This is a genomic window from Orenia sp., assembly GCF_055140805.1.
Map to the genome: position 1 here is coordinate 1 of NZ_JBSQYM010000048.1, position 23,393 is coordinate 23,393.

At 33.1% G+C, this 23,393-nt stretch carries 17 protein-coding genes; 3 read left to right on the plus strand and 14 right to left on the minus strand.

Annotated features, from left to right (window positions below; genetic code table 11):
- Positions 1–366: 366 nt before the first annotated feature.
- The gene (locus tag ACTCDL_RS06595; RefSeq protein ID WP_463175218.1) at positions 367–627 is read left to right on the plus strand and encodes a YfgJ family double zinc ribbon protein; all 261 of its coding nucleotides are present in this window, start codon (positions 367–369) and stop codon (positions 625–627) included.
- A gap of 92 nt (positions 628–719) precedes the next feature.
- Positions 720–1,883 carry an iron-containing alcohol dehydrogenase gene (locus tag ACTCDL_RS06600; RefSeq protein WP_463175219.1) on the plus strand — a complete coding sequence of 388 codons (1,164 nt, stop codon included), beginning with the start codon at positions 720–722 and terminating at the stop codon, positions 1,881–1,883.
- 86 nt (positions 1,884–1,969) lie between these two features.
- Here ACTCDL_RS06600 and ACTCDL_RS06605 read toward each other — a convergent pair whose 3' ends face one another.
- The gene (locus tag ACTCDL_RS06605; RefSeq protein WP_463175221.1) at positions 1,970–2,425 is read right to left on the minus strand and encodes a NanQ anomerase/TabA/YiaL family protein; all 456 of its coding nucleotides are present in this window, start codon (positions 2,423–2,425) and stop codon (positions 1,970–1,972) included.
- 183 nt (positions 2,426–2,608) lie between these two features.
- On the opposite strand from ACTCDL_RS06605, the gene ACTCDL_RS06610 reads away from it, so the two are divergent.
- Positions 2,609–3,967, plus strand: a complete 1,359-nt coding sequence (locus tag ACTCDL_RS06610; protein WP_463175222.1) for a methyl-accepting chemotaxis protein — start codon at positions 2,609–2,611, stop codon at positions 3,965–3,967.
- 93 nt (positions 3,968–4,060) lie between these two features.
- On the opposite strand, the gene ACTCDL_RS06615 is transcribed toward ACTCDL_RS06610, so the two are convergent.
- From ACTCDL_RS06615 to galT, 13 genes are all read right to left on the minus strand, one after another.
- Complete coding sequence (locus ACTCDL_RS06615; protein ID WP_463175224.1) at positions 4,061–5,464, minus strand: [Fe-Fe] hydrogenase large subunit C-terminal domain-containing protein; 1,404 nt, start codon at positions 5,462–5,464, stop codon at positions 4,061–4,063.
- Between the two features lie 118 nt (positions 5,465–5,582).
- Positions 5,583–7,112 (minus strand): glycoside hydrolase family 53 protein, encoded by a 1,530-nt coding sequence (locus ACTCDL_RS06620; protein WP_463175227.1) that lies wholly within the window; start codon positions 7,110–7,112, stop codon positions 5,583–5,585.
- A gap of 429 nt (positions 7,113–7,541) precedes the next feature.
- Positions 7,542–8,837: a carbohydrate porin gene (locus tag ACTCDL_RS06625; RefSeq protein WP_463175230.1), complete on the minus strand. Its 1,296-nt coding sequence runs from the start codon at positions 8,835–8,837 to the stop codon at positions 7,542–7,544.
- A gap of 370 nt (positions 8,838–9,207) precedes the next feature.
- Complete coding sequence (locus ACTCDL_RS06630; RefSeq protein WP_463175231.1) at positions 9,208–11,424, minus strand: glycoside hydrolase family 2 protein; 2,217 nt, start codon at positions 11,422–11,424, stop codon at positions 9,208–9,210.
- Positions 11,425–11,466: 42 nt separating this feature from the next.
- A complete protein-coding gene (locus ACTCDL_RS06635) occupies positions 11,467–13,161 on the minus strand; it encodes a methyl-accepting chemotaxis protein (protein WP_463175235.1) in 1,695 nt (564 codons plus the stop codon).
- A gap of 43 nt (positions 13,162–13,204) precedes the next feature.
- Entirely contained in the window at positions 13,205–14,035 is an 831-nt protein-coding gene (locus tag ACTCDL_RS06640) for a carbohydrate ABC transporter permease (protein WP_463175237.1), read from the minus strand.
- On the minus strand, positions 14,036–14,914 hold the full coding sequence (locus tag ACTCDL_RS06645) for a carbohydrate ABC transporter permease (RefSeq protein WP_463175239.1): 879 nt from the start codon (positions 14,912–14,914) through the stop codon (positions 14,036–14,038).
- Positions 14,915–14,995: 81 nt separating this feature from the next.
- Entirely contained in the window at positions 14,996–16,300 is a 1,305-nt protein-coding gene (locus tag ACTCDL_RS06650; protein WP_463175241.1) for an ABC transporter substrate-binding protein, read from the minus strand.
- A gap of 186 nt (positions 16,301–16,486) precedes the next feature.
- Positions 16,487–17,485, minus strand: coding sequence for a LacI family DNA-binding transcriptional regulator (locus tag ACTCDL_RS06655; RefSeq protein ID WP_463175244.1), 999 nt, complete (start codon positions 17,483–17,485; stop codon positions 16,487–16,489).
- 466 nt (positions 17,486–17,951) lie between these two features.
- Positions 17,952–18,122 (minus strand): hypothetical protein, encoded by a 171-nt coding sequence (locus ACTCDL_RS06660; protein ID WP_463175245.1) that lies wholly within the window; start codon positions 18,120–18,122, stop codon positions 17,952–17,954.
- An 84-nt stretch (positions 18,123–18,206) separates the two neighbouring features.
- A complete protein-coding gene (locus ACTCDL_RS06665) occupies positions 18,207–19,829 on the minus strand; it encodes a methyl-accepting chemotaxis protein (RefSeq protein ID WP_463175247.1) in 1,623 nt (540 codons plus the stop codon).
- Positions 19,830–20,484: 655 nt separating this feature from the next.
- Positions 20,485–21,651, minus strand: coding sequence for a galactokinase (locus tag ACTCDL_RS06670; protein ID WP_463175249.1), 1,167 nt, complete (start codon positions 21,649–21,651; stop codon positions 20,485–20,487).
- A gap of 179 nt (positions 21,652–21,830) precedes the next feature.
- Positions 21,831–23,384, minus strand: coding sequence for a UDP-glucose--hexose-1-phosphate uridylyltransferase (galT, locus tag ACTCDL_RS06675; RefSeq protein WP_463175253.1), 1,554 nt, complete (start codon positions 23,382–23,384; stop codon positions 21,831–21,833).
- Between the last annotated feature and the right edge of the window lie 9 nt (positions 23,385–23,393).

Below are 23,393 nucleotides of genomic sequence, written 5' to 3' on the forward strand. Positions count from 1 at the left end.
AGTTCTTGTTTGCTCTTGTTTTTTAAAAATTCCTAATATCAAATCTTTATCGGTTTCTATATAGGAGGTAAATATATGAACAAAATAAAAAATAAATATAAAAACCTTTCTGCTTCCAGATCACATAATCAAGTTGATTTTAAAGTATCAAATTCCCTTAAAAAAAGATCCCATAGACCAATAATAAATTTAATAACCCCACTATATTCAACTAAAAAAATTTAAGAAGATTATCAGAGCCACACCTTGGACAAAATATAGATATTAAGGTTTAATAAAAAAGAACATACCTCTTTTTTACTTAATTTGATAAAAGCCACAGATTTGATATAATTAAAAGTAGTTAAATAAGATGAGGTGATAAGCATGAAGAAGGCTATCTGCCAAAAATGTAATAAGATTATGAGAACAGTCTTTGAGGCTGGTGAAAAGAAGTATTTCTGTAAATACTGTGATGATTTTACTGATTATGAGGTTAAGAATGTTAAGAACTTCTGTGACAAATGTGGAGATGAGTTAGAGCTATTACAAGCTTGTGGTAGTGTCAGCTTCTTCTGCCATAACTGTAATGAAGTACGTTCAAGAAGTGTCGTAGATACTAGATATTTTGAAATTGAGAGTGAATAACTAAGGTTAAATATAAGAGTGCGTAAATTATAATACAAAGCCTTACTTAAACTCAAACTAAAATATACAATTCAAAAGGAGGATTTTACATAATGAATAACTTTAAATTCCATAACCCAACTGAATTAATTTTTGGTAAAGGTCAAGTTGAAAAAGTAGGTAAGAAGGTTAAGGAATATGGTGATAAAGTATTAGTAGTTACAGGCGGAGGTAGTGTTAAAAGAATTGGTTTATATGATCAGGTTATTGCTTCACTACAAGGGAAGGATTTAGAGATCTATGAGCTTTCAGGAATTAAACCCAACCCTAGAGTAACTAGTGTCAGAGAAGGTGTTAAAATCTGTAGAGAAAATGATATAGACCTAGTTTTAGCAGTTGGTGGAGGTAGTACTATTGATGCTAGTAAAGCAATTGCTGGAGCAGTCTTTTATGATGGTGACCCTTGGGATTTATTTACTAAAGGCATCAGAATTAAGAAAGCCCTTCCTGTAGGTACAATTCTAACTTTAGCTGCTACAGGCTCTGAAATGAACCCAAACTTCGTTGTCTCTAATTTACAGACTGAAGAAAAGATGGGTGCTGGAAGTTCACTACTTTATCCTAAATTTTCAATCTTAGATCCTGTCAATACATTTACAGTACCAAAGGAACATACTGTTTATGGAATTATAGATATAGCATCACATGTTTATGAGCAATATTTTAGCCATACTGAGTCTACACCTATCCAAGATAGATGGGCAGAGAGTATCTTAAAAACTCTAAAAGAAGAGAGTGTCAAGGTCCTTGCCAACCCTGAAGATTATGATGCTAGAGCAAATATTATGCTAGCAGGAACGATGGCACTAAATGGTCTAATCTCTATGGGTAAAGAGCAGGATTGGGCAAGCCATGGTATTGAACATGCTATTAGTGCTGTCTATGATATTCCTCATGGTGGTGGACTAGCAATCATCTTCCCAAACTGGATGAAGTATGTCTTAGATGAAGGTACAGATAAATTTGTACAATATGCTACAAGAGTCTGGGATGTAGACCCAACAGATAAATCTGACAAAGAGATTGCTTTAGAGGGAATTAAAAAGACTAGAGAGTGGTTTAATGAGATGGGAGCACCTTCTTCTTTGGCAGATTATGATATAGGTGATGAGAACCTAGAGCTAATGGCTCAAAAGGCTACAGCTAAAGGTACTAGAGGCAGTTATAAAATATTGGATAAAGCTGATATTGTAGAGATTTATAAGATGAGCTTGTAATAATAATGAATTTTACCTATTAAAACCAATAATACTAGCCACAGGTTTATAGACAAACAACTCTAGAATGAAACAATAGAGAGATATTACGACACCTTAGGAATCGGGAATCGGTTATCAGGAATCTGTAGAACATACTGATTCCATCGACCAGGCATATGTATATCTTGGGGCATAAAAACGGCAAAGCTTCCTGCTTTAATGGTAAAGAAGTTACCTTTCCCTTCTAAAAATAAGATATCCTTCTCCTGATTATAATCTTCAAGAACCTTCATTCTTTCTAAATCACTACAGCCCATTAACTCTTGGCCTTCAATTATATACTGAATATCTAAATACTTGCGGTGTCCTTCCCAACGACCTTCCTCTTTAGGTTTGGTCTGATACTCTTCAACTGAAGCGTAAATATCACCTTCAGTTATTTCATACTTCCCTACTTCTAACTTAGCTAAATCCTTTTCTATTAAAAACTTAAAGGCTGTAGCCATTCTATCATTCAAATTATAATAAAGTTTTGCATTCTTAAGCCTATCAATTATCATTCTTTCACCCCTTTTTATCTATTAATCTATATTCAATTATACCAGTAAAGTTAATTATCTAACAATAGAATTGATAATTATATAATATTATTCAAATAAAACATATTCAAAAGAGGTCTTTTGTATTATTATGTCGAATTTTATCATAGTAAGAATTTTTATAATTTTAAGGAGGCGATAAATATGAATAATTCAATTCTATCTAAGCACCAATCTAAGGTAAATAAAATTGTTAATATCCTTATACCTATTTTGTTATTAGGGTTTATTCCATTATTAATCATCCTAAAAGGTACTAATCTCTTTAGGGATACAGTTGTCTTTACTATGGCACTAGCAAGTTTTAGCCTAAGATTATTACATGGAAGTAAGTACGAACATTTATGTAAATATCTATATGGTTTAATTCTGTTAATAGGAAATAATATCTTTGTTATTAATTTTGGACAAAATGTTCCAGCTGCCTTATATACTTGTTTTTTATATCTTTTTGCAATTTCAATATACTTCGATAAAAAAGCTATATACTTTTATGTAATACCTACAATCGTATTATATAGTACTGAATTTTTTATATTTAGAGATAGATTTTCACTAATCATCGACCCTGCAACTTGGATATTATTAGGGACCATCTTCTTCTTTGCAGGTATTCTAGATATCGCATTGATTAAAAAAGCCACTGAATTAATTAACTTAGCAGAAGAGAAAGAAGTAGAAGCTAATCAATTAGCCAATAATTTAAGTACAATTATGACCAATATTAAAGATGTGATAGAACAGACAACAGCCACTAGCCAAGAGCTATCTGCTGCTGCTGAAGAAGGTAATGCTTCAATTGAAACTACATCTTCCTTGATTGAAAAGATGTCAAGTAATATTCAAGAAATTTCTAGCAGTACTAGAGAAGTAGCTAACTTTGCCCAAGAGGCCAATAATCAAAGTAAGACTGGTAGTAGCAATATCAAAAAAACTATACAAAGTATCGAAGATATCAGCAATTCTATCGCTAATACAGTAGCTATCATCAATAACCTAGACCAAAACTCTAAAGAAATTGGTCAGATTATAGAATTAATTAACAACATTGCAGAACAGACTAATTTATTGGCACTAAATGCTGCTATTGAAGCAGCACGAGCTGGAGAACATGGTCATGGCTTTGCTGTAGTTGCAGAAGAAATCCGAGCATTAGCTGAAGAGACCTCTAAAGCTACTAAGGATATAGCTGATTTGATTAAGGAGACACAGAAACAATCACAAAATAGCTTAGTTGCTGCCAAAGAGGTAGAGGATAAAGCTAAAGATGGGAAAAAACTAATTTTAGAAACAGGAGAAGTATTTGAAATTATCAAAAACTCTATTGAAAATACCTCAGTAAATATTGAACAAACAAGCTCTGCTACTCAACTTTTAGCCAAAGATAGCGATGAGGTCTTAAATGCTACCTTTGAAATTAGCAGTATGTCAGATGAAATAAATCACTCTTCACAAGATTTAACAGAATTAGCTGAAAGATTAAATGAACTGGTTAATAGATAATATTAGTTTATAGAGATGTTACGATGCTTTAATGATAAATCAAAATTTTTTATCATCAATAATTGCTATCGTAACATCCACCTTATGTATCAATCACTGTTTTTCCCTGATCAACAATCTACCTACCTCATTTCCCCCTTCCATCAAATCCTCTATTCTATCTGAGCCGAGCTCTTGAAGTATCTTGATTATATTCATATTATCAAAGGGAGTCATAATCAATGAATCCTCTCCATATTCATTTACAATTTTGGTGGCTTTATCTATATCGATATTGGTCCTAGGTCCACCAACACAACCACCATCACAGCCCATACCTTCTACAAAGTTGGCTTCTTTCTCCTTAGCTGCTAATAAATCTTCTAATATCTGCTTACATTCTTTGACACCATCGACCTTCTTTGCTCTAAGCTTAACCAATCTTCTAGGAGCAATCCGATTTACCACAGTCTTAACAGAGAAGCTAACCCCACCAGTTCTAGCATAAACCCTGCCTGCAAAGGATGCTTGATCCTTATCATCAGAAGGTAATTCTGCTAAATTAATATCTAAAGCTTTAAAAATCTCATCTAATTCACTATAAGTTAAGACAAAATCAATTGCTCCAGCCAGCTCTGGCTCTTTTGCTTCAGACTTTTTAGCAATACAAGGTCCTATAAAGACTATTTTAGAGTTAGGATAGAGTTTCTTCAACATTCTACCTGATAAGATCATAGGTGATACCGATGGTGACATATGTTTAAAGACCTCTGGATAGTTGTTCTCTACTAGTCTAATCCAGACTGGGCAACAACAACTTGTTAAAAAGAAGTCATCCTCAGTCTTTACTAAATGATCAAATTCAAAGGCCTCCTTAATAGTTAACATATCTGCAAATAAGGCTACTTCAATCATATCTTGAAATCCCATATACTTTAGAGCTGTCCTAATTTGCCCCATACTAATATCATCACCAAATTGCCCTACAATCGAGGGAGCAACTGCTGCATAAACAGTGCTCTCTTCATCCTTCAATAGATTGGTAATAGGAAGAAACTCTATCTTATCAGCGATAGCCCCAAAGGAACAGCTGCTCACACAGCTACCACAATTTAAACACTTTTCATTAACTATTATCGGTCCTTTACTTCTCTTATACATGTGGGCTTCATACTTACAACTATTATAGCAGTCCCTCTCTTCAAGCTCTTTGCCACAGGATTCACATCTTCCTTCTATCTTAGTTACAATCGGCTTTTCTATATAGTCTAAGTTCTTGATATCCTCTAATTCATAAGTAAAGGACTTACTTTGACTAGGGTTAAGCCCCATTGCTACTCTGATATGATCCCTGATAAAGAGATCATCTTCATCATTATAACCATACTTCTTCTTTATCTCTGCTACCAGCTCTTCCAAATCATCATTGGTCAATAGCTTCCCATTCCATTCGCGCTTGACAACTTCTCTAAAGATTTCCATTCTTTTTCCTTGAAATTCTGTAAACTTTTCTACCATAAAATCACCTTTTCTTTTACTTTACTCCTATTTTGCCCTATCTGCTATTAAAAATTAGCTATTATTGAAAATAAAAATTGCCCCCATGAAATCTAAGGACAATTTTAAAGAATTAACTTTAATTATCTATTACCTTATTAAAGACATCTAAAGAAGGTAATGCATTACCTTTAAAATCAAACAGTGCTTGATTTTCATATCCATTACCATACTCTTCACCAGCTTTCCAAGTGGCACCCTCAGAAGGAATTAATTCTCCTCCCCAATAAAAGATTCCAAGACCTTTATTATCAGGGACTTCATTAACTACTTCCATTACTTCTCTAACCAGATCAGCTTGACCTTGAATACTTGGAGTTGGTAGATATCGACCATCATCAAGTGCAGCAATTGTATCAAGTCTCTCTTGATCCAGATGATTTGGCTCATCATCGGCTCCTTCTAATGTAAAGCCATAAGATGTCTCTACAACTGCAACTTCATAACCTCTATTCGCTAAGGCTGTCATCTCCTGTAAAAGATTAGTCCACCCCGTATAATTATCACGAAGCCCTCCATGCTTCTCCCAATAAGGATAATAAGAAATTCCTACTACATCAAACCCTGTAACGCCGCCTTTCTCTTCAAGGTCTTTAATGAACCAGTCAACTCCTTCTCCAGCATCTGCTTTATGAATGACTGATTTTATTTCTTCCCCTGTCTCTGCTTCTATCTGATCAATAGCATCTAGACCCTCTTGTAATAATGCACCAAATCCACTCCAACCACCAACAACGTCTTCAGTATAATCAGGAAACTCATCTAAATATGGCCATAACATTCCATCAGGCCAGAGCATACCGTTATTCACTTCATTTCCAATCTGCACCATATCAGGCAGAGCACCTGCATTATCTAATTCTTTAAGAGAAGTATAGGTAAACTCATAAACTGCTTGTTTTAACTCTTCAAAGCTTAGCTCTTCCCAAGCAAATGGTTTATGCTGCTTTCCTGGATCTGCCCAAAAGTCACTATAATGGAAATCCAAGAATACTTTCATCTCTAAATCCTTGGCTCGCTTGGCTAATTCTTTTACTGTTTCCAGATCAGTCTCTCCTCCACCTTTTCCAGATGGATCATTCCATAATCTTAACCTAATATAGTTAACACCACGACCTTTTAATATTTCTAGTAAATCTTTTTCTTCTCCATTTTCATAATACTTTCCGCCACTCTCTTCAATTGCTTTTAGTGCAGAAACATCCATCCCTCTAATAAAATCATCACTTAAACCACTAATCGGTTCAATTTGAATCTTTTCTGTCACTGTAAAACTTATCTCCTCTGAATTTGAAGTTAGCACTACCTTTGAGGGAATAAAGGTATATTGATTACTATCATCTACTGGAGTTACTGTTACTTCTCCTTTTAATCCAGTTGCCGACCACATATCTTCTTCATCTAATTCAGAAGTACTATCTTCTATCTCATTTCCTGATATCTTCACTTTTATTTTACTTAGATCTATATCATTAGTTTCTGCTATAACTTGAGCGTTAATATTATAGCTGCTATTTTCTGCAGCACTAACATCATCTTTGTCTGAAGAACAAGCAACTGATATTACAAGTAATCCCGCTACTAACAATAATACTAATAATTTTTTCATCCTCTTACCTCCACAATAATATTATTTTAGCAAAATTATAATATTATAGTCTTATAAGGCTGATAAAAGATTTAGTCTTCTTTGCATTAAAGGCTTTAATTATATACTTATATAACATATCACTACTAGTTTCAGTTAATTTAATGTTATAGGTTGGTGAATCTAGAATAAAATTTACCCATGACGCTATAGAGGGATAGTGCGACACTTTCGTGTCAGGAATCGGGAATCTGGAATCAGTCTGTTTTACTGATAACTGGTTGCTGACTCCTGATTCCTAGAAGTGTCGCAATATCCCCATTAAGTTTCATTTTGAATTCACATACCTATAAAAGAAAGCCTATAATAACATAAGATATCTAACCTTATTATTTTAAGCTTCCCCTAATATCATCTAATTTCCTCTCTTATTAAATAACTTCTAGCTTATTACCACCATAGCTCTGTTTGAAAACCATATGTCATACCACTCTCGCCTGCTTTATACTCAGCACTTCCACCATCCAAATCAACATCATCACTAGCACTAGCATAAGTAACAAATGCACGTAATTGTGGACGTGACCAGAAATCACTCTCCCAAGTAATCGTTGGAGCTACTGTAAACTTATTAATTGTTTGGGCATCATCCCAAGCATCTTGGTCTTGATATTCAAAACCATATTCATATTGCATTGCAAAAGTATCATTATAGAAATGCTCCAATCTAGCACCTACTGAGATAGTATTGATATCATTATCATCTCTATCATCCATTTGATAGATAAATTCAGGCATAATCTGTGTCTTATCACTTATATTACCGACACCATAAGTTAATAATCTAATACTTTGCGGATCATCAGTATCTAACCATGTTCCATCAGGACCACCTAAACTAGCCCCTAATCTATTTCCATACTGAATTGCAAACTTACTAAATCCTGGTAATAAATTATAGAAGTCACCTTTATTATATACTGCTGCTAAGCCTAAACCATACTCATCATAGTCATTATCCTTAGCCCAAGATGGAGTAACTGCAAAATCCATAGTACCATTTAATACCTTAACACCTTTTAATCTGATATCTATATTCTGCTGTGAAATTTCTCCTAAATCATATCTAACATCTGAATCATGTCCACGACCAATAAAGGCAATATCAAAGGTTCCTAAATCAGTTTTAAGATTTTCAATTCCTGCTCCATATCCATCCATTGCCCGCCATTTGAAATCTATAATATGGATGTCATCACGACCATAAAATCTCTGCCCTACCCAAATGCTAGATCCTTCAGGAAGATAGCTAAGATTACCAGCTTCTACATAAGCATTACTAAGTAATCCAGTAGCACCATCAGTCTCCCAAGTTGAGTCTCCATGATTTTGATTAGTAAGTAAGAATTGTGCTCTCATCCAAGAACCATTTTCTTTAGTCCACTTTTTAGAGAATGTCTGCTCTACATAAGTATCTACTTCATTTCCCAATCTAAAATGCCCTAACCCAAAACCAGAATCAAAATTACTATTTGCTGCACCACCATTGATAGACATTGTATACCCTGCTCGAGCATAACCACTATATTCAAATCCATCTTCTAGGATAGATAGTTTTTTCTCTACTTGAGTCAGTCTCTGCTCAACAGATTCATCTGCATAAGCTCCTCCACTTAATAGTAGCAGAACCAAGCTTAGTAACATAAGATTAAAAAGAGAACTTCCTATTTTTTTCTTTGCCAACATTACTTATCTCCTCCTTAAAATTAATCATCGACTCTTAATATAATCGAAACTGATATTATTAGCTTATTAATTCTCAATTGAGCACTAATAAGCTAATAAATCAAAAGTTTAATCCTGTAAAAATATCAATATTAAAATAATATTGATTAATTTATTGAATCATGGGGAATTGATTCTAATAAAAGATTTCTTAAGTCTAACGTTTACTTTAGCACCTTACTTAATTTATTAAAGAAAGTTATAAACTTATAAAAGAATAGTTCTAACCGATAAGTACTACACCCCCTTTCTATTAATAGTTTAGTTATATTATTATAAACTTTATATAAACTTATAGCCTTATAAAGTTGATTATCTCGTTAATTCATCTTTAAACTACATCAATCTCAATCTGCTTAATATGGTCTTCTACCTTTACTTTAAGTTCTATCTTTCCAGCTGCTCCAGAAGTCTTAATCCAAGTAGCTAGACTTCCACCATGAAGAGTGGTCAACTTCGGTCCAATGATCTCACCAACACCTGTTATTTCCAACTCTACTATACCATTATAGAACTTCAATTGATTATTCTGATTATCGACAGCTTTAATCACAACTCTTGTTGCATCCCAATCACCACTATTTAACTGATAATCATCTGCAACTACTTCTATATCTGTCAAATAGGATTCACAAGATAATTTCCTATTAATGACTTCAACATCATTATAATAGCCAATGAATTTGGCATCTTGCCAGGTTTTACCCCATTGACTACCAAAATCCTCAATAATAATTGGTGGATACTCTAAAGCTTTAAATTTCTGATCATCTGGATAATAGGTTCCATAGAGTTCATCACCATAATAAAAATCAACCTTATCACAATTGGTAGCAATCACCAATGGATTAATAATTGCTTCACTTCTCTCTCCTCTAGTCCAAACTGTAATCGGCTCCAATACTGCTTCTACTTCTGGTGAGACTTGAGAATGATAGACATAGGAAGCAAACTTAGGTATTCTAAACATATCCATTACACCATGATAACAGATTCTATCTTCTGAACCAAAATCTCTGTGGGTATTATAGTCAAAGGCACACCAACCAATCACACCAGAGATATAATCATCTAAATTACCTTGATTTAAGATCTTATAATGCCTTAAAGTATGCTCTGTCTGCCTCTCCTCTGTATCATATCTTCTAGTTGGATACATATGTCCAGAGTACTCTGTAACTAAATAAGGTACCTTCTTAGATAAACCAGTTACCTCTTCTTGCTCCCTTAAAATAGTCTCTCCATTGCCTAGAATAAAATCATTGAAGGTATATACATCCTCTAGTAATTCACTATCAGTAATACACCTCACCCCTCCAGTCTGTCTAGTAGGGTCTAACTCTTTAGCAATCTTATTTGTATCTATATAAAAATCATGGTCATCAACTGATTCATTAATTCTTACTCCCCATAAAATAATTGATGGTCTATTAAAATCTCTCTTTATCATCTCTCTTATGTTCTCTTTAGCTACCTCTTTCCACTCATCATCACCAATATGCTGCCAACCTGGTAGCTCTTCAAAAACTAACAGTCCAATCTCATCACATCTATCTAGAAAATGTTTTGATTGGGGATAATGAGAGGTTCTGACTAAATTCAATCTTAAAAAATCCTTTAAAATATCGGCATCCTTCTTCTGGACCCTTTCAGGCATTGCATAGCCCACATAAGGATAGGATTGATGCCTGTTCATTCCTTTGATCTTTACTTTGTTACCATTTAAATAAAATCCTTCTGCCTTAAATTCTGCTGTTCTAAAACCTATTCTTCTCTGGTCTTTATCTAGACTCTTTAACTCAACTTCTAACTGATATAGCTTAGGATTATCTATATCCCAGAGTTCTATATCCTCTAAATCTTCTAATTCTAGTGAAATAACTTCTTCTTTCTTACCACTTAAGCTATAATCTATACTCTTCTCTTCAATAACCCTGTCACCATCTTTGAGGGTTAGAGCTATAGGAATTACTGTTGTAGCTGCTTCACTGTTGGCTATAGCTATATCTACATCAACCCTCTTCTTATCCTTTAATACATCAGTAGGCTTAGCAAAGATATTCTCGATATATACCTTATCAACTACCTTCAGCTCAACCTCTCTATAAATTCCACCATAGGTCAAATAATCGATCTTGTCTCCAAATGGGGGAATATCTGCCCTCTCTGTAGAATCAACTACAACTGACAAAGTATTATTAGCCTCAAATTTTATAGCTGAATTCAATAATATTTCAAAGCCTGTATATCCTCCCTTATGCTCTCCTAGATATTCTCCATTTAAGAAGACCTTAGCATAAGTCATAACACCTTCAAATTTGATGAAGATATTCTGATCTCTATACTCTTTGGGAATAAAGATATCTTTTTGATAAAAGGAGACAAATTGATAATCCTTTTCCTTTGTATAATTAAAAGGAAGTGTTTTATTAGCATGTGGGATATTTACAATCTCACATATCTCATCATTATATTCAGTCCTTAGATACTCTTGCTTATAATCACTGATATATCTCCAGTCTCTATTTAATGGAATTATTCTTCTCATATACTTACCTCCAGCTCAGTTTTTAACTACTAAAGACTATACTTAATTTAAATTAAACCTCTCTACTATATTATTTAAGTTACTTGCCATCACTGACAATTCATCCATAGAAGTAGATATCTGCTGTATAGTTGCCGATTGCTCTTCTGTCATTACAGATACTCCTGCACTTTTAGAGTAAATTTCTTTGCCTAAATTAGCAACTTCTCTTATCTGGTTAGCAATTAATTTAATTTTGCTATCTATTTTATTAAAGGTCTCTTTAGCTTGAACCAAACTTTGAGCACCTGCTTCAACCTCTAAATTATTCTTTTGAATACTAGCTACTACATTGTCTGTATTAGCAATGACCCTATCTATAATACTTCTAATATCACCAACTGAATTTTTAGTCCTAGCGGCCAACCCTCTAATCTCATCTGCTACAACGGCAAAACCAGAGCCATGCTTACCCCTACAGGTTCCGCTAGAACCCTCCGTAATAAAATTCGCTCTTGCTGCTTCGATAGATGCATTTAAAGCCAATAAATTGGTCTGCTCAGCAATTGCAGAGATAACCTCTACTATCTTAACCACCTCTTCAGTCTCAGCATTAAGCTCAACCATCCTGCTTGTGGATTTTTGTGAAGAGTTGATTATTTTATCCATCTTATCCTCTGTTTCTTGAATCTCTTGGAATCCAGTTTCAACTAGCCCAACACTCTTATCTATAAGATCACTTATATCAGTTGATACTTTTGCTAGCTCATTGCTAGTTAGAACAAAGTCTTTAACTACATCTGCAACATCCTCTATTGAAGCACTATTCTCTTCAGTAGCAGCAGATATTTCTTCAGTAGTTACTAAAGTATTATTAGAAGCATTTAATGTCTTATAAATAAGCTCTTTTAAGTTATCTATCATCATATTAATCGACTTAGCCAGTAATCCAATTTCATCTTTGCCCTTATAATTTATCTTTTCTACAGCTAGATTGCCCTTAGCTATTTCATTACTTACTTTTATCACTTTTTTCAAATTATTTTTAATTCGGATACTTATTATTAAGATTAGTACAAACCCCAGTACAGAAGAGATGATAATAGCAGATATTAAAGTTATAATTGTCATTTTTATCTTTTCTTTAGAACTTTTAGTAATGTCCTCTCTGTTCTCTATTAAAATTTCTTTAGCGGTCTCTAATAAGAATATATTTTGATTGGCATTCTCAAATCCTTTTGATAGATTTGAATTTACACTCCAACTATTTAACTTAGAATTCTCTTTAAATAATGGGACGATCTTTTTTAAGAAAACCTCATTAAAATTATCATCATACTCTTGAATAGTATGAAAAAGTCTTTTTAATTTTTCATTATTTACTTCCCTATTAAGTTTATCTTTCAAGCCGTCATACTCTGCCTTGACCTTATTAAATTCTAATAAATTGGCTTGACGATTGTTATAATTCTCTCCACTTGAATTTTGCTCATTGAAATCATTAATATAATTTATTACTATTGTCTTCTTCTGCATCATCAAGCTTTCCATTTTAGAGATAGTGATTAATTCATTTCCTATCTCCTTAACCTTGTTATTTTCAGCTTTAATATCCAACAATAAGTTAAGGATAATTGTAAAGGAAATAAAAAACAATAAGATTACGAAAAATAATGAAGCCATATATTTACGTATAATAGTCAAGTCATTAATTCTAAAAATTTTCAGAAAATAATTAAAAATTTTATCTTTATTCATCTTCTCACTCCTTTTAGCAATTTTGGAGTTAGAATATCGAACTCTATCCCTTCACCGAACCATTAAACATACCTGATACAAACTGCTTCTGGAAGAAGATAAATAGTATTGCTATTGGAATAATCCCAATAACTGATCCTACCATGATCGGTCCATACTTGGTAACCTGACCTGGTGCTACTAGCATTGACAGCATCAAAGGCATAGTAAATTTCTCTTGCGTATTCATAACTATTAATGGCCACATAAAATTACCCCATTGCTGTAAAAAGGTTATGATTGCTAAAGCTGCACAGGATGGTAGCATATTCGGTAATACAATTCTAAAGAATATTCCCAACTCACTACAGCCATCTACACGAGCTGACTCAATCAACTCCTCTGGGAAAGCAAACATCTGCTGTCTCATTAAAAATACACCAAAAGGAGTAACTAAGTATGGAATTATCAGAGCTTTATAACTATTAATCCATCCTAACTTCATCATAATAATAAATAGTGGAACGATTGTAACCTGATATGGAATCATCATCGTCAATAAGATAACCGCAAATAAAATTTTGCTACCTTTAAAATTAAATTTTGAAAAGGCATAGCCTGCTAAAGCAGATAATAAAACTATACTTGCTGTAGTAACTGTTGAAACAAATAAGCTATTGAAGAGACCATTCCAGATAGGCATCTGATCTAATAACATTGAAAGATTATCTAGAAAATTGCCAGCTGGTATCATCTTGGGAGGAGTTTTAAATATCTGAGCTTCATTTAAGGTAGAAGCTGTCAACATCCAATAAAAGGGATAGATCGAGATAACTAAACCTAAGCCAAGAAAGATATATACTAATATTTTTGTAAATTCTTTTTTATTATTCATTTAAATCTCCCCTCCGTCAGATACTTTTAATTGTATATATGATAGGATACCTATTATCGTTGTAACAATATAGGCTCCAGCAGAAGCTAAACCAAACTTAAATGATCCAAAAGCCCGATCATAAATATAATATATAGCTGTTAAAGTTTCATTATTAGGACCACCTTTAGTTAACATATAAGGCTCTGTAAACAATTGAAGTGTCCCAATAGTAGATAAGATCATACAAAAGAGTAATACAGGCTTTAACATCGGTATGGTAATCTTGAAGAAGGTATCTATTTTATTGGCTCCATCAATAGTAGCTGCTTCATAGATAGTCCCTGGTATCGACTGTAATCCCGATAATATAATGATACTATTGTAGCCAGTCCACCGCCAGGTCATAGCTATAGCTATCATTACCTTAGCCCAAATACCATTACTAAACCATGGTATCCCCTCAATTCCAATAGAAGTAAGGAATTGATTGATTATCCCATAACGTTCATTGAACATTAAAGAGAATACAAGAGAATAGGTAACTAGATCTATAATAACTGGAACAAAAAAACCTAAGCGAAATAATGCTTTATACTTAGTATGTTTAGAATTAATTAAAACAGCAACAATACAAGCTAACAAGAGCATAATAGGAACCTGAATAACTAATATCTGTCCTGTATTCACTAATGATTTCCAAAACACCGGATCAGTCAATAAATAAAGATAATTTTGGATACCTACAAACTCTAAACCACCTGATGTCCATTTACTAAAACTAAGAACCAATGAATAAAAGATTGGGTATAGAAAAAAGACTATAAATAACATAAAAAATGGTGCTATGAATAAATAAGGGCTTATATTCTTCATATTCTTACGAAAAAAATCTTTCATATTCTTTTCCTCCTAGTTTGGATTCTATAATATTTTTTAAATCTCCCCTCTTGAGTTTTCAAGAGGGGGAATTAAAAAATATTATTTGCTTACTGGCAAACCACTCGCTTTGGAAGCAGCTTTTTCTGCATCTTTGAAAGCCTCTTTAATATCTTTGTTTCCATTTAAGATCTGTCCAAAAGCAGTCTCTAATGGTCGAGATACATCATAGAAATATTGTCCAAATTTCATAGCCGGAATATCAGTAGCTAATTCACCAAACCTTTTAGCTAAAGAGAAGCCAAAGTACTTATCTACAGTAGCAAAGGATTCTGATTTATAGAATGGTTTCCAAGCTGGGAATAATCCATAGTCCATCTGAATTTTCTGCCCTTCTTCTGTTAACAATAAATATTTTAAGAATTTCCACGCAGCCTCTGGATGCTCAGATTGTGTGGTTACTGCAAAAACCGATCCGCCAAGATTGGCTTGATTTGGTCCACCTTCAGTAAATGCAGGTAATGGCATAATACCCCACTTGCCAGCTTGGTCAGCTGCTTGGGTCTTAACAGTACCAGCCCACCAGATTGGATAAACTATTGTAGCAGTCTCACCATTAACTACTGCACGAACTCTATCATTCCATGATGGTGAATCAACAACTAAATCTTTCTCTTTTAGCTCTTTGACTAATTTCATTGCTTTAATGTTAGCCTCATTGGTAAAATCAATCTTACCTTGCTCATCATAAAAACGTCCACCTAATTGATTAGCTATCATCTGCCAGAAATCATAGGTCTCATTACTCGTTAAAGAGAACGTAGTCATTTTTACTCCATCTAACTTACTTTGCAATTTCTTTCCGGCTCTCATGAATTTGTCCCAAGTTGTTAAATTATCTGGATTAATTCCAGCTTCTTCAAAATAATCTTTACGATAATAAACTGCAGTTGGAGCAATATCAACTGGGATAGCATATATTTTACCATCTTTAGTTGAAGCACCCCATCCAGCATCAGAAAACTCATCTTTTCTAGGCATTAATTCATCACTTAAGTCAACGAATTGATCAGGAAATTTACCCATGAAGTTCGCAAAATCTCTCATTTGAACTGCAACAATATCAGGTGCTCCTATCCCAGCAGTTAGTGCTGGAACAATCGAGTCATAACTATTAGAAACTCTTCGCACATTAACTTTAACCTCTGATTGACTTGCATTAAACTTTTCTGCAGCTTCATCTAAAGCATCAGCTTGCAGGTTCCAAGATGCAATAGAAATCTCAGCAGGTTTACCTTTGTCATTATCATTAGCACCTGTATTACTAGCACCTTTACTGCCACACCCACTTACAATGATACTTAACGCTAACAAGCTAACTAGAATCATTATTGAATATCTTTTCATTCTCTCACTCTCCTAATTAAGTTTTTTAGATTCCAAAAACTTATAAACTTATAGGATTAAATTGGCTATATCTATTCCTTAAAATTGAGTCATGTATTTTCCTTATAGTCTTATGACCTCTTATAATCTTATGATCTTATAATCTCTTATTTAAACCGGTTTAATTAAACCGGTTTAAATAAGAGATTATTCCAATTTAGAACTGGAATCTCGTTCAATTAATTTCACTTGATAATTGATGAAATAATCTTCTTTTTTGACTTTTTTGCTAGCTATTAATTTTAACAGTATTTCTGCTGCTTTCTTCCCCATCATCTTTTTAGGTATATCTATAGTTGTTAAAGAAGGACTATAATATTTGGCTACATCTATATTATCAATACCACATACTGAGAAATCATTTGGAATATCAAAATCAAATTTTATTAAAGTCTGCATTAATCCAATGGCTGTCTCATCATTAAAACAGATAACCCCTGTTGGTTTATCTTCTAAATCATTTAACATAAAACCTGCTTTAACTCCAGATTCAAATGCATGATATTTATCAAAAATATAATCTTTATTAACCTCACAGCCAAACTCTAACATCGCATCTTTAAAGCCAGCATATCTCTCTTCATCCTTTCTACCAATATAAGCAATCTTTTTATGACCCAACTCTATCAAATGGCGAGTTATTTGATATCCTCCATCCTTTAAATTAGATTTTACTATAGGAATAATTCCATCATCATCACCTATTCTATCAATATAAACAACAGGTATATGGTTAGATGCAAGTTCAGTTATAAGACTATTATTTACTTCTGTTAAACATGTAAAGATAGCCCCATCAACCATTCCACTTCTAAACATATCTATATATTTTTTCTCTTCTTTGGGATCATTTTGTGTTCCACATAAAATAATACTATAATCTAGTTCATTTAACTTCATCTTTATAGCTTGTGCCAAATCAGCAAAAAAAGGATTATTTATCTCTGGTACAACTAAACCAATCATCTTAGTTGACTTTTTGGTTAATGCTTTTGCCCTAGCATCTGGAATGTAATTAAGTTCCCTAGCTATCTTCTGAACCTTCTTTAATGTATCAATATTAACTTTATCACTATTATTAAGGGCTAACGAAGCTGTAGCAGCAGAGACTCCTGCTTCCTTAGCTACATCTCTTAAAGTTACCATAATTATCATATTCCTTTCACTTAAACCGGTTTATTTATTATTAAAAATAAAAGATACCATTATATGTTAATCAGCAATCTTCTTAGACACTAACTTTAAATGAGAATTAACAAATCAGCTATTTTTTCATCTGATTTCTATTTTGCCCTATTTGTCATTCAAAATTAGCTTTATTAGAATAAAAGCGACTAATCCATCAATTATATCCTATCTATTATTTAACATATAATTATAATCTTATATTTTATTTCTGACATTCTCTTATCTTCTCAACCTAATAAGCCTCTTGTAAGGTAAAGCAACTTACATTTTCAGAGAAACTTAATTAATTAAATAAAGTAAGAAATCTAAAAAAACAATACAATTACTTATGTTATTAATTACATTTATTAAATATATTATAGTATACATTGATGGTGTTGTCAAATATTATTTTACATCTATAGATTCAATGTATTATTTAACATCAATTTACCTTCATCCCTAAATAAAATTTATAAGTAGTTGACTTGTTTTGACTAAGGTTAAGCATCATTGCTACTTTGATACTCTCCCTAATAAATAGATCATCTTTATCATTATAGGCATGCTTTTCTTTTATCTCTGCTAACAACTCTTCCAAATCATCATTAATCAATAGCTTACCATTTTACTATTAAAAATTAGCTATTATTGAAAATAAAAATTCTCCCCCTAAGTTTAGGAGGAGAGTCTTATATTATTATTTCAATTTTTTATTAGCTTCTATTACCTGCTTAATTGCATTTAACTGTTCCTTAGAGATGTCTGCTTGCTCTTTAATTTTAGAATGCAACTCTAGATTATTCCCAGTTACTTCTTCCATCAACTCTTCCATATCCTTAGTCGAATCTAATGTTTGATTAGTTTCAGCTAAAACCTCTTCGCTAGACGCAGATATCTGTTCTACTACTGCTCCAAGTTGCTCAGTGGCAGCTACTTGAACTTCTGCAGCATCAATAACATCTTCCATCTTCTGAAGTACTCCACTAGATAAATAATTAACTTCACTTAATACATCAACTATACTATCTTTATGTTTATTTCCTTCTTCACTCTTAGTCATTACTATTATTGCTTTTTGTGCAACCTCTTTTATTTCACTAATAATAGTTCTTACTTCCTGAGTAGCTTGCATACTTTCATTAGCCAAATCTTTAATCTCTTCTGCTACTACTGTAAATCCTCGACCATATTCTCCTGCTCGGGCCGCTTCAATAGCTGCATTCAAAGCCAACAGATTAGTTTGATCTGTAATCTGAATAATTCTATCTGATATATTACCTACTTTACTTATACTTTCCTGCAACTCTCTCATAGTTTTAACAGTACGATTGGCAATTTCACTTCCCAATTTTATCTTTTGATCTGTTTGCTGAATTGCTTGGTAGGTATTTTGTCCAGCTTGAGAAATTATTTCAGATTGATTAGATAATTCTTCAACTCCATGAGATACGTCCTGTATTGCAGTAGTTACTTCTTCTACTGCTGTTACAACTTCACTATTACCATTTGTTACATTCTGTATAATACTAAGAGCACGTCTGATATTTTTCTCTACATTATCTGCTATTTTCTTCATAGCTTGTGCTGAGCTAGTTACAACTTCACTCTTATCTGCTGCTTGATATGTTCTATCTTTTATATTTGAAGTAATCTTATTAATTTCTGCTCTAATAATCAAAGCTAAAGTAAGACTTATTAACAAGCCCACTATTATCATTGCTACTGTAACCTTTATTATATTATTAGTCTGATTCACTGCTACATCAATAGCATTATCTAAATTATCCCAGCTATAAGACCCTAGGGAATTTATTGCAGTCTTGATTTTCTGTTCAAGATTATTCAATCTTACTAAAATCAATTGTCTTTGGGGAGTACCTTTTTTAGTCTTCTTTAATTCATTAAGCTGCTTTATTAATTCTTTATCTAGCTCTTTTATTTCATTTAACATCTCTATAGCCCTTGGATTATCGACATACTCTTTCATTCTACTAATATTAGTTGTAACTACACTATTTGTAACTGGTTCTGCCCCAACCCCTGCTTCAGATGCATAAATCTTCTTGATTTGATTGGATAAATCATTGGAAATAAGCTCACTTATATTGAATGCAGGTGCAACCTGCTCATCAATAACTTTAACACTAAGAGCAGTTTGATATGCATTATAATATAGTATTCCACCCATTCCCATGATAATTATTAATAATAAGAAGTAGCCTATTTGTACCTGCTTATTAATTGTTGTTTTAGTTAATAAAGCTAATATTTTCTTAATGTGAATACCTAATTTAGAACATTTCTTTTTTAAAGATTTCATTAACATACCTCCTGCTCAACAAAGTGAATGGATCTATATTAATATCTTGGAGAGAAAAAATTGAACAAATTGAGCAAAAACAAAAACCACTAACATCTTAAAATTATAATCTATACATTAATATGCAATTAACATATCAACATCAAATATATAATCCTTAAAATGTAGTGGAGTATTATGATAATTATTATCAACTTATAGCCACTTATGATTATTATAGATAAACAACTTTAGAATGTAATATAAAACCAACCTCACCCCTAGCCCCTCTCCTCCTATCAGGAGAGGGGAATAAAAGATGCTTTAGTCCTCTCTTTCACTTTAGACTTGGATATCTATATAGTCATCCAATTTTAGAATGAAACAATAGAAAGATAGTGTGACACTTTTTGGAATCTGGAATTAGTAGTCAAGAATCAGTTATAAACACTGGTTCCAGATTCCTGATTCCCGACACGAAAATATCGCAATATCCCCATTAAATTACACTTTAGACTTGGATATCTATAACATATATTAAAAATTTAACATTTCAATTAACTACAAGTTTTTACCCCTAGCTATACCATCACAGATTAAAACCAGTAGTTAACTAATAATTTGAATCTAACTCATTATTGAACCATAATTATTTTTTGGGTTTGAAAATAATTAGTTAATCACTAAGCACTTGATGGGCTCCATCTTCTATATTACAAATATAAATATCGGTTTCAATTCCTGTCTTCTCTTGATAAGCCTTAGCTACCTTCTCTTTGAAATCAACTACTGAATCTTTCTTAACTAGACTTACCACACAACCTCCAAAACCTGCTCCTGTCATCCTTGCACCTAAGACACCATCAATTTCTAAAGCTAAATCAACCATAATATCCAGCTCTTCACAGCTAACCTCATATAAATCCCTTAAACTATCATGGGATTTAATCATTAATTGTCCAACTTTATTCAAATCATCCTGAGCAAAGGCTTCAATAGTCTCTTGAACACGTTTGTTTTCATAAATAACATGCTCTGCTCTCTTTCTAATAACCTCTTCTAATCCATCCTTATACTCTTCAAACTCCTTAATATTAACATCTCTTAAGGCTTGAATCTCTCTATCTAATACATTATTAAAATAGTCAACAGCTTTAGCACATTCTCTTAAGCGTTGATTATAAGCTGAATCTACTAGATTATGCTCTACATTGGTATTGGCTATTATTATCTTAATCTCACTTGTATCGATTGGTACTAACTTATATTCGTTAGAGCGACAATCTACAAATAAAGCATTATCCTTTTGACCTAATGCAGAGATAAATTGATCCATAATTCCACAATTAACTCCCACAAATTTATTTTCAGCCTTTTGACAGAGCTTTGCCATCTCTACTCTATCTAATTCAAAACCACTTAGCACTTCAAAAGCCAATGCTGTAGCCACTTCTAAAGCAGCCGAAGAACTTAATCCTGCCCCTTGAGGAATAGTTCCTGTTAAGACCAAATTCATTCCCTGTAGCTGATATCCCCCATCTAATAGCATTTGAGCTACACCCTGTAAATAATTAATCCAATTTTCTTCTTGATTATATTGAATATTATCTAAAGAGAATAATCCTTCTGTTTCATAATCTAGAGAATAGATTTTAACCTCTTTATCCTCTCGCTTTTGAGCCACTATACTAATATCTCTATCAATAGCAATCGGTAAGACAAACCCGTCATTATAATCGGTATGCTCCCCAATTAGATTAACCCGTCCTGGGGCTTTAACATATTTAATTGGACTACCATTATCTCCAAAATAATCAATGAATATTTTTTTTAATTCTTCCATTCTAATTCCCTCCCCATTATCTCTTTAATATAAATATCTAATTTCTAATTTAGCTTTAAATATAGTACTTAAAACACTTTTAGGAATCTGGAATCAGTAGTCAGGAATCAGTTATAAACACTGGTTCCATATTCCTGATTCCCGACACAAAAGTGTCGCAATATACCTATTAAATCCAGCTATCTACTTAACATCCCTACACTCTGCAGGAATTTCTTAAATCCTTGTTGCCCATCTGTATCTTGTTTGAAGACCCCTGCATGCTCAAGCACCTTCATAAACTTCATTCCTACTTCTCTTTCTAAGGTATCTTTAGCCTCTGTTGCTTCTAAATTACTACCATAACTCTCTACCATTTCTGCTATCCAATCAGCATGCTTAGCTATATCCTCTTTATTTAGGATATCTTCTTTATTAAATACTTCTTCTCCAGTTAGGTACCTTGCTACCTCTTCTAACTCCTGCTTCAATCTACCTGGTAATACTGCTAATCCCATCACCTCTATTAAACCTATATTCTCTTTTTTGATGTGATGTAGCTCTTGATGGGGATGGAAGATACCATCTGGATATTCTTTAGAAGTCCTATTATTCCGTAGGACTAAATCCAATTCAAAGACCCCATCCTTCTTGCGAGCAATTGGCGTTATAGTGTTATGAGGCTCTTTCTCTCCCTCTACTTCTGAGAAAGCTACTACACCTCTAGCTTGATCACTATAAGCTCTCCACTCTTTTAAAATAGTCGTTGCTAATGCAATCAATTTCTCCTTATCCTCTGAACTTAATCTCAGTACAGACATCGGCCAATTTACTATACCTGCCTTTACCTCTATAAACTCTGGATGGGTGAATTCTTCCTCAACCTCTGCTCTTTCCATAGGAAAGATATGATGTCCTCCTTGGAAATGGTCATGGCTTAAAATCGAACCACCTACTAAAGGTAAGTCAGCATTTGAACCTAAGAAATAATGAGGAAGTTGATCTACAAAATCAATTAGATTAATAAAAGTATCCTTATCTATTCTCATTGGCTCATGTTTTTCAGAAAAAACTATTGAATGTTCATTATAATAGACATAAGGTGAATATTGTAAAAACCACTGCTTATCATTTAAAGTAATTGGAATAACTCTGTGGTTTTGACGAGCAGGATGATTTACTCTGCCTGGATATCCTACATTTTCAAAACATAAAAAACACTTAGGATAACTACTCTGCTTCATCTGCTTAGCAGCAGCAATCGCTTTAGGGTCTTTTTCTGGCTTAGATAGATTAACAGTTATCTCTAAATCACCATAATTAGTTTTAGCTAACCAATGCATATTCTTAGCTATTCTATCTCTACGGATATAGTTGGAGTCTTGGGATAGATTATAGAAATAATCTGTAGCTTCTCTTATATCCTCTTCAGCTCTAGTCCAAAACCCCTTTACTACTTCAGACTCCCGAGGCATCATCAATCCCATAATTTTAGTATCAAATAGATCCCGATAGGTAATTGTATTATCTTCTAAAATTCCTGTTTTGGCTGCATAATCAAGCAACTTATCTAAAATCTCTTGAGGGGAATCACCGACTTCATAATCAACCTCCCCCTCATAAGGCTCTGGCAACTCTAATAAATCCATAATACTATTTCTTATAGGAACTAGGTCCCATTTAGCCAATAATCCTTTTTCCTCTCCATACTTTAGTAACTTTTCTATCTCTAAAGCAATATTAATCTTAGCCATCTCTTCAAC

What these genes read in the sequence shown, in the direction of transcription:
- ACTCDL_RS06605 (WP_463175221.1), bottom strand. Translation starts at nt 2,425, where the DNA reads ATGATAATTGATAGGCTTAAGAATGCAAAACTTTATTATAATTTGAAT.
- ACTCDL_RS06645 (WP_463175239.1), bottom strand. Translation starts at nt 14,914, where the DNA reads ATGAAAGATTTTTTTCGTAAGAATATGAAGAATATAAGCCCTTATTTA.
- ACTCDL_RS06620 (WP_463175227.1), bottom strand. Translation starts at nt 7,112, where the DNA reads ATGAAAAAATTATTAGTATTATTGTTAGTAGCGGGATTACTTGTAATA.
- ACTCDL_RS06655 (WP_463175244.1), bottom strand. Translation starts at nt 17,485, where the DNA reads ATGGTAACTTTAAGAGATGTAGCTAAGGAAGCAGGAGTCTCTGCTGCT.
- ACTCDL_RS06665 (WP_463175247.1), bottom strand. Translation starts at nt 19,829, where the DNA reads ATGAAATCTTTAAAAAAGAAATGTTCTAAATTAGGTATTCACATTAAG.
- ACTCDL_RS06650 (WP_463175241.1), bottom strand. Translation starts at nt 16,300, where the DNA reads ATGAAAAGATATTCAATAATGATTCTAGTTAGCTTGTTAGCGTTAAGT.
- galT (WP_463175253.1), bottom strand. Translation starts at nt 23,384, where the DNA reads ATGGCTAAGATTAATATTGCTTTAGAGATAGAAAAGTTACTAAAGTAT.
- ACTCDL_RS06635 (WP_463175235.1), bottom strand. Translation starts at nt 13,161, where the DNA reads ATGAATAAAGATAAAATTTTTAATTATTTTCTGAAAATTTTTAGAATT.
- ACTCDL_RS06610 (WP_463175222.1), top strand. Translation starts at nt 2,609, where the DNA reads ATGAATAATTCAATTCTATCTAAGCACCAATCTAAGGTAAATAAAATT.
- ACTCDL_RS06670 (WP_463175249.1), bottom strand. Translation starts at nt 21,651, where the DNA reads ATGGAAGAATTAAAAAAAATATTCATTGATTATTTTGGAGATAATGGT.
- ACTCDL_RS06600 (WP_463175219.1), top strand. Translation starts at nt 720, where the DNA reads ATGAATAACTTTAAATTCCATAACCCAACTGAATTAATTTTTGGTAAA.
- ACTCDL_RS06640 (WP_463175237.1), bottom strand. Translation starts at nt 14,035, where the DNA reads ATGAATAATAAAAAAGAATTTACAAAAATATTAGTATATATCTTTCTT.
- ACTCDL_RS06625 (WP_463175230.1), bottom strand. Translation starts at nt 8,837, where the DNA reads ATGTTGGCAAAGAAAAAAATAGGAAGTTCTCTTTTTAATCTTATGTTA.
- ACTCDL_RS06630 (WP_463175231.1), bottom strand. Translation starts at nt 11,424, where the DNA reads ATGAGAAGAATAATTCCATTAAATAGAGACTGGAGATATATCAGTGAT.
- ACTCDL_RS06615 (WP_463175224.1), bottom strand. Translation starts at nt 5,464, where the DNA reads ATGGTAGAAAAGTTTACAGAATTTCAAGGAAAAAGAATGGAAATCTTT.
- ACTCDL_RS06595 (WP_463175218.1), top strand. Translation starts at nt 367, where the DNA reads ATGAAGAAGGCTATCTGCCAAAAATGTAATAAGATTATGAGAACAGTC.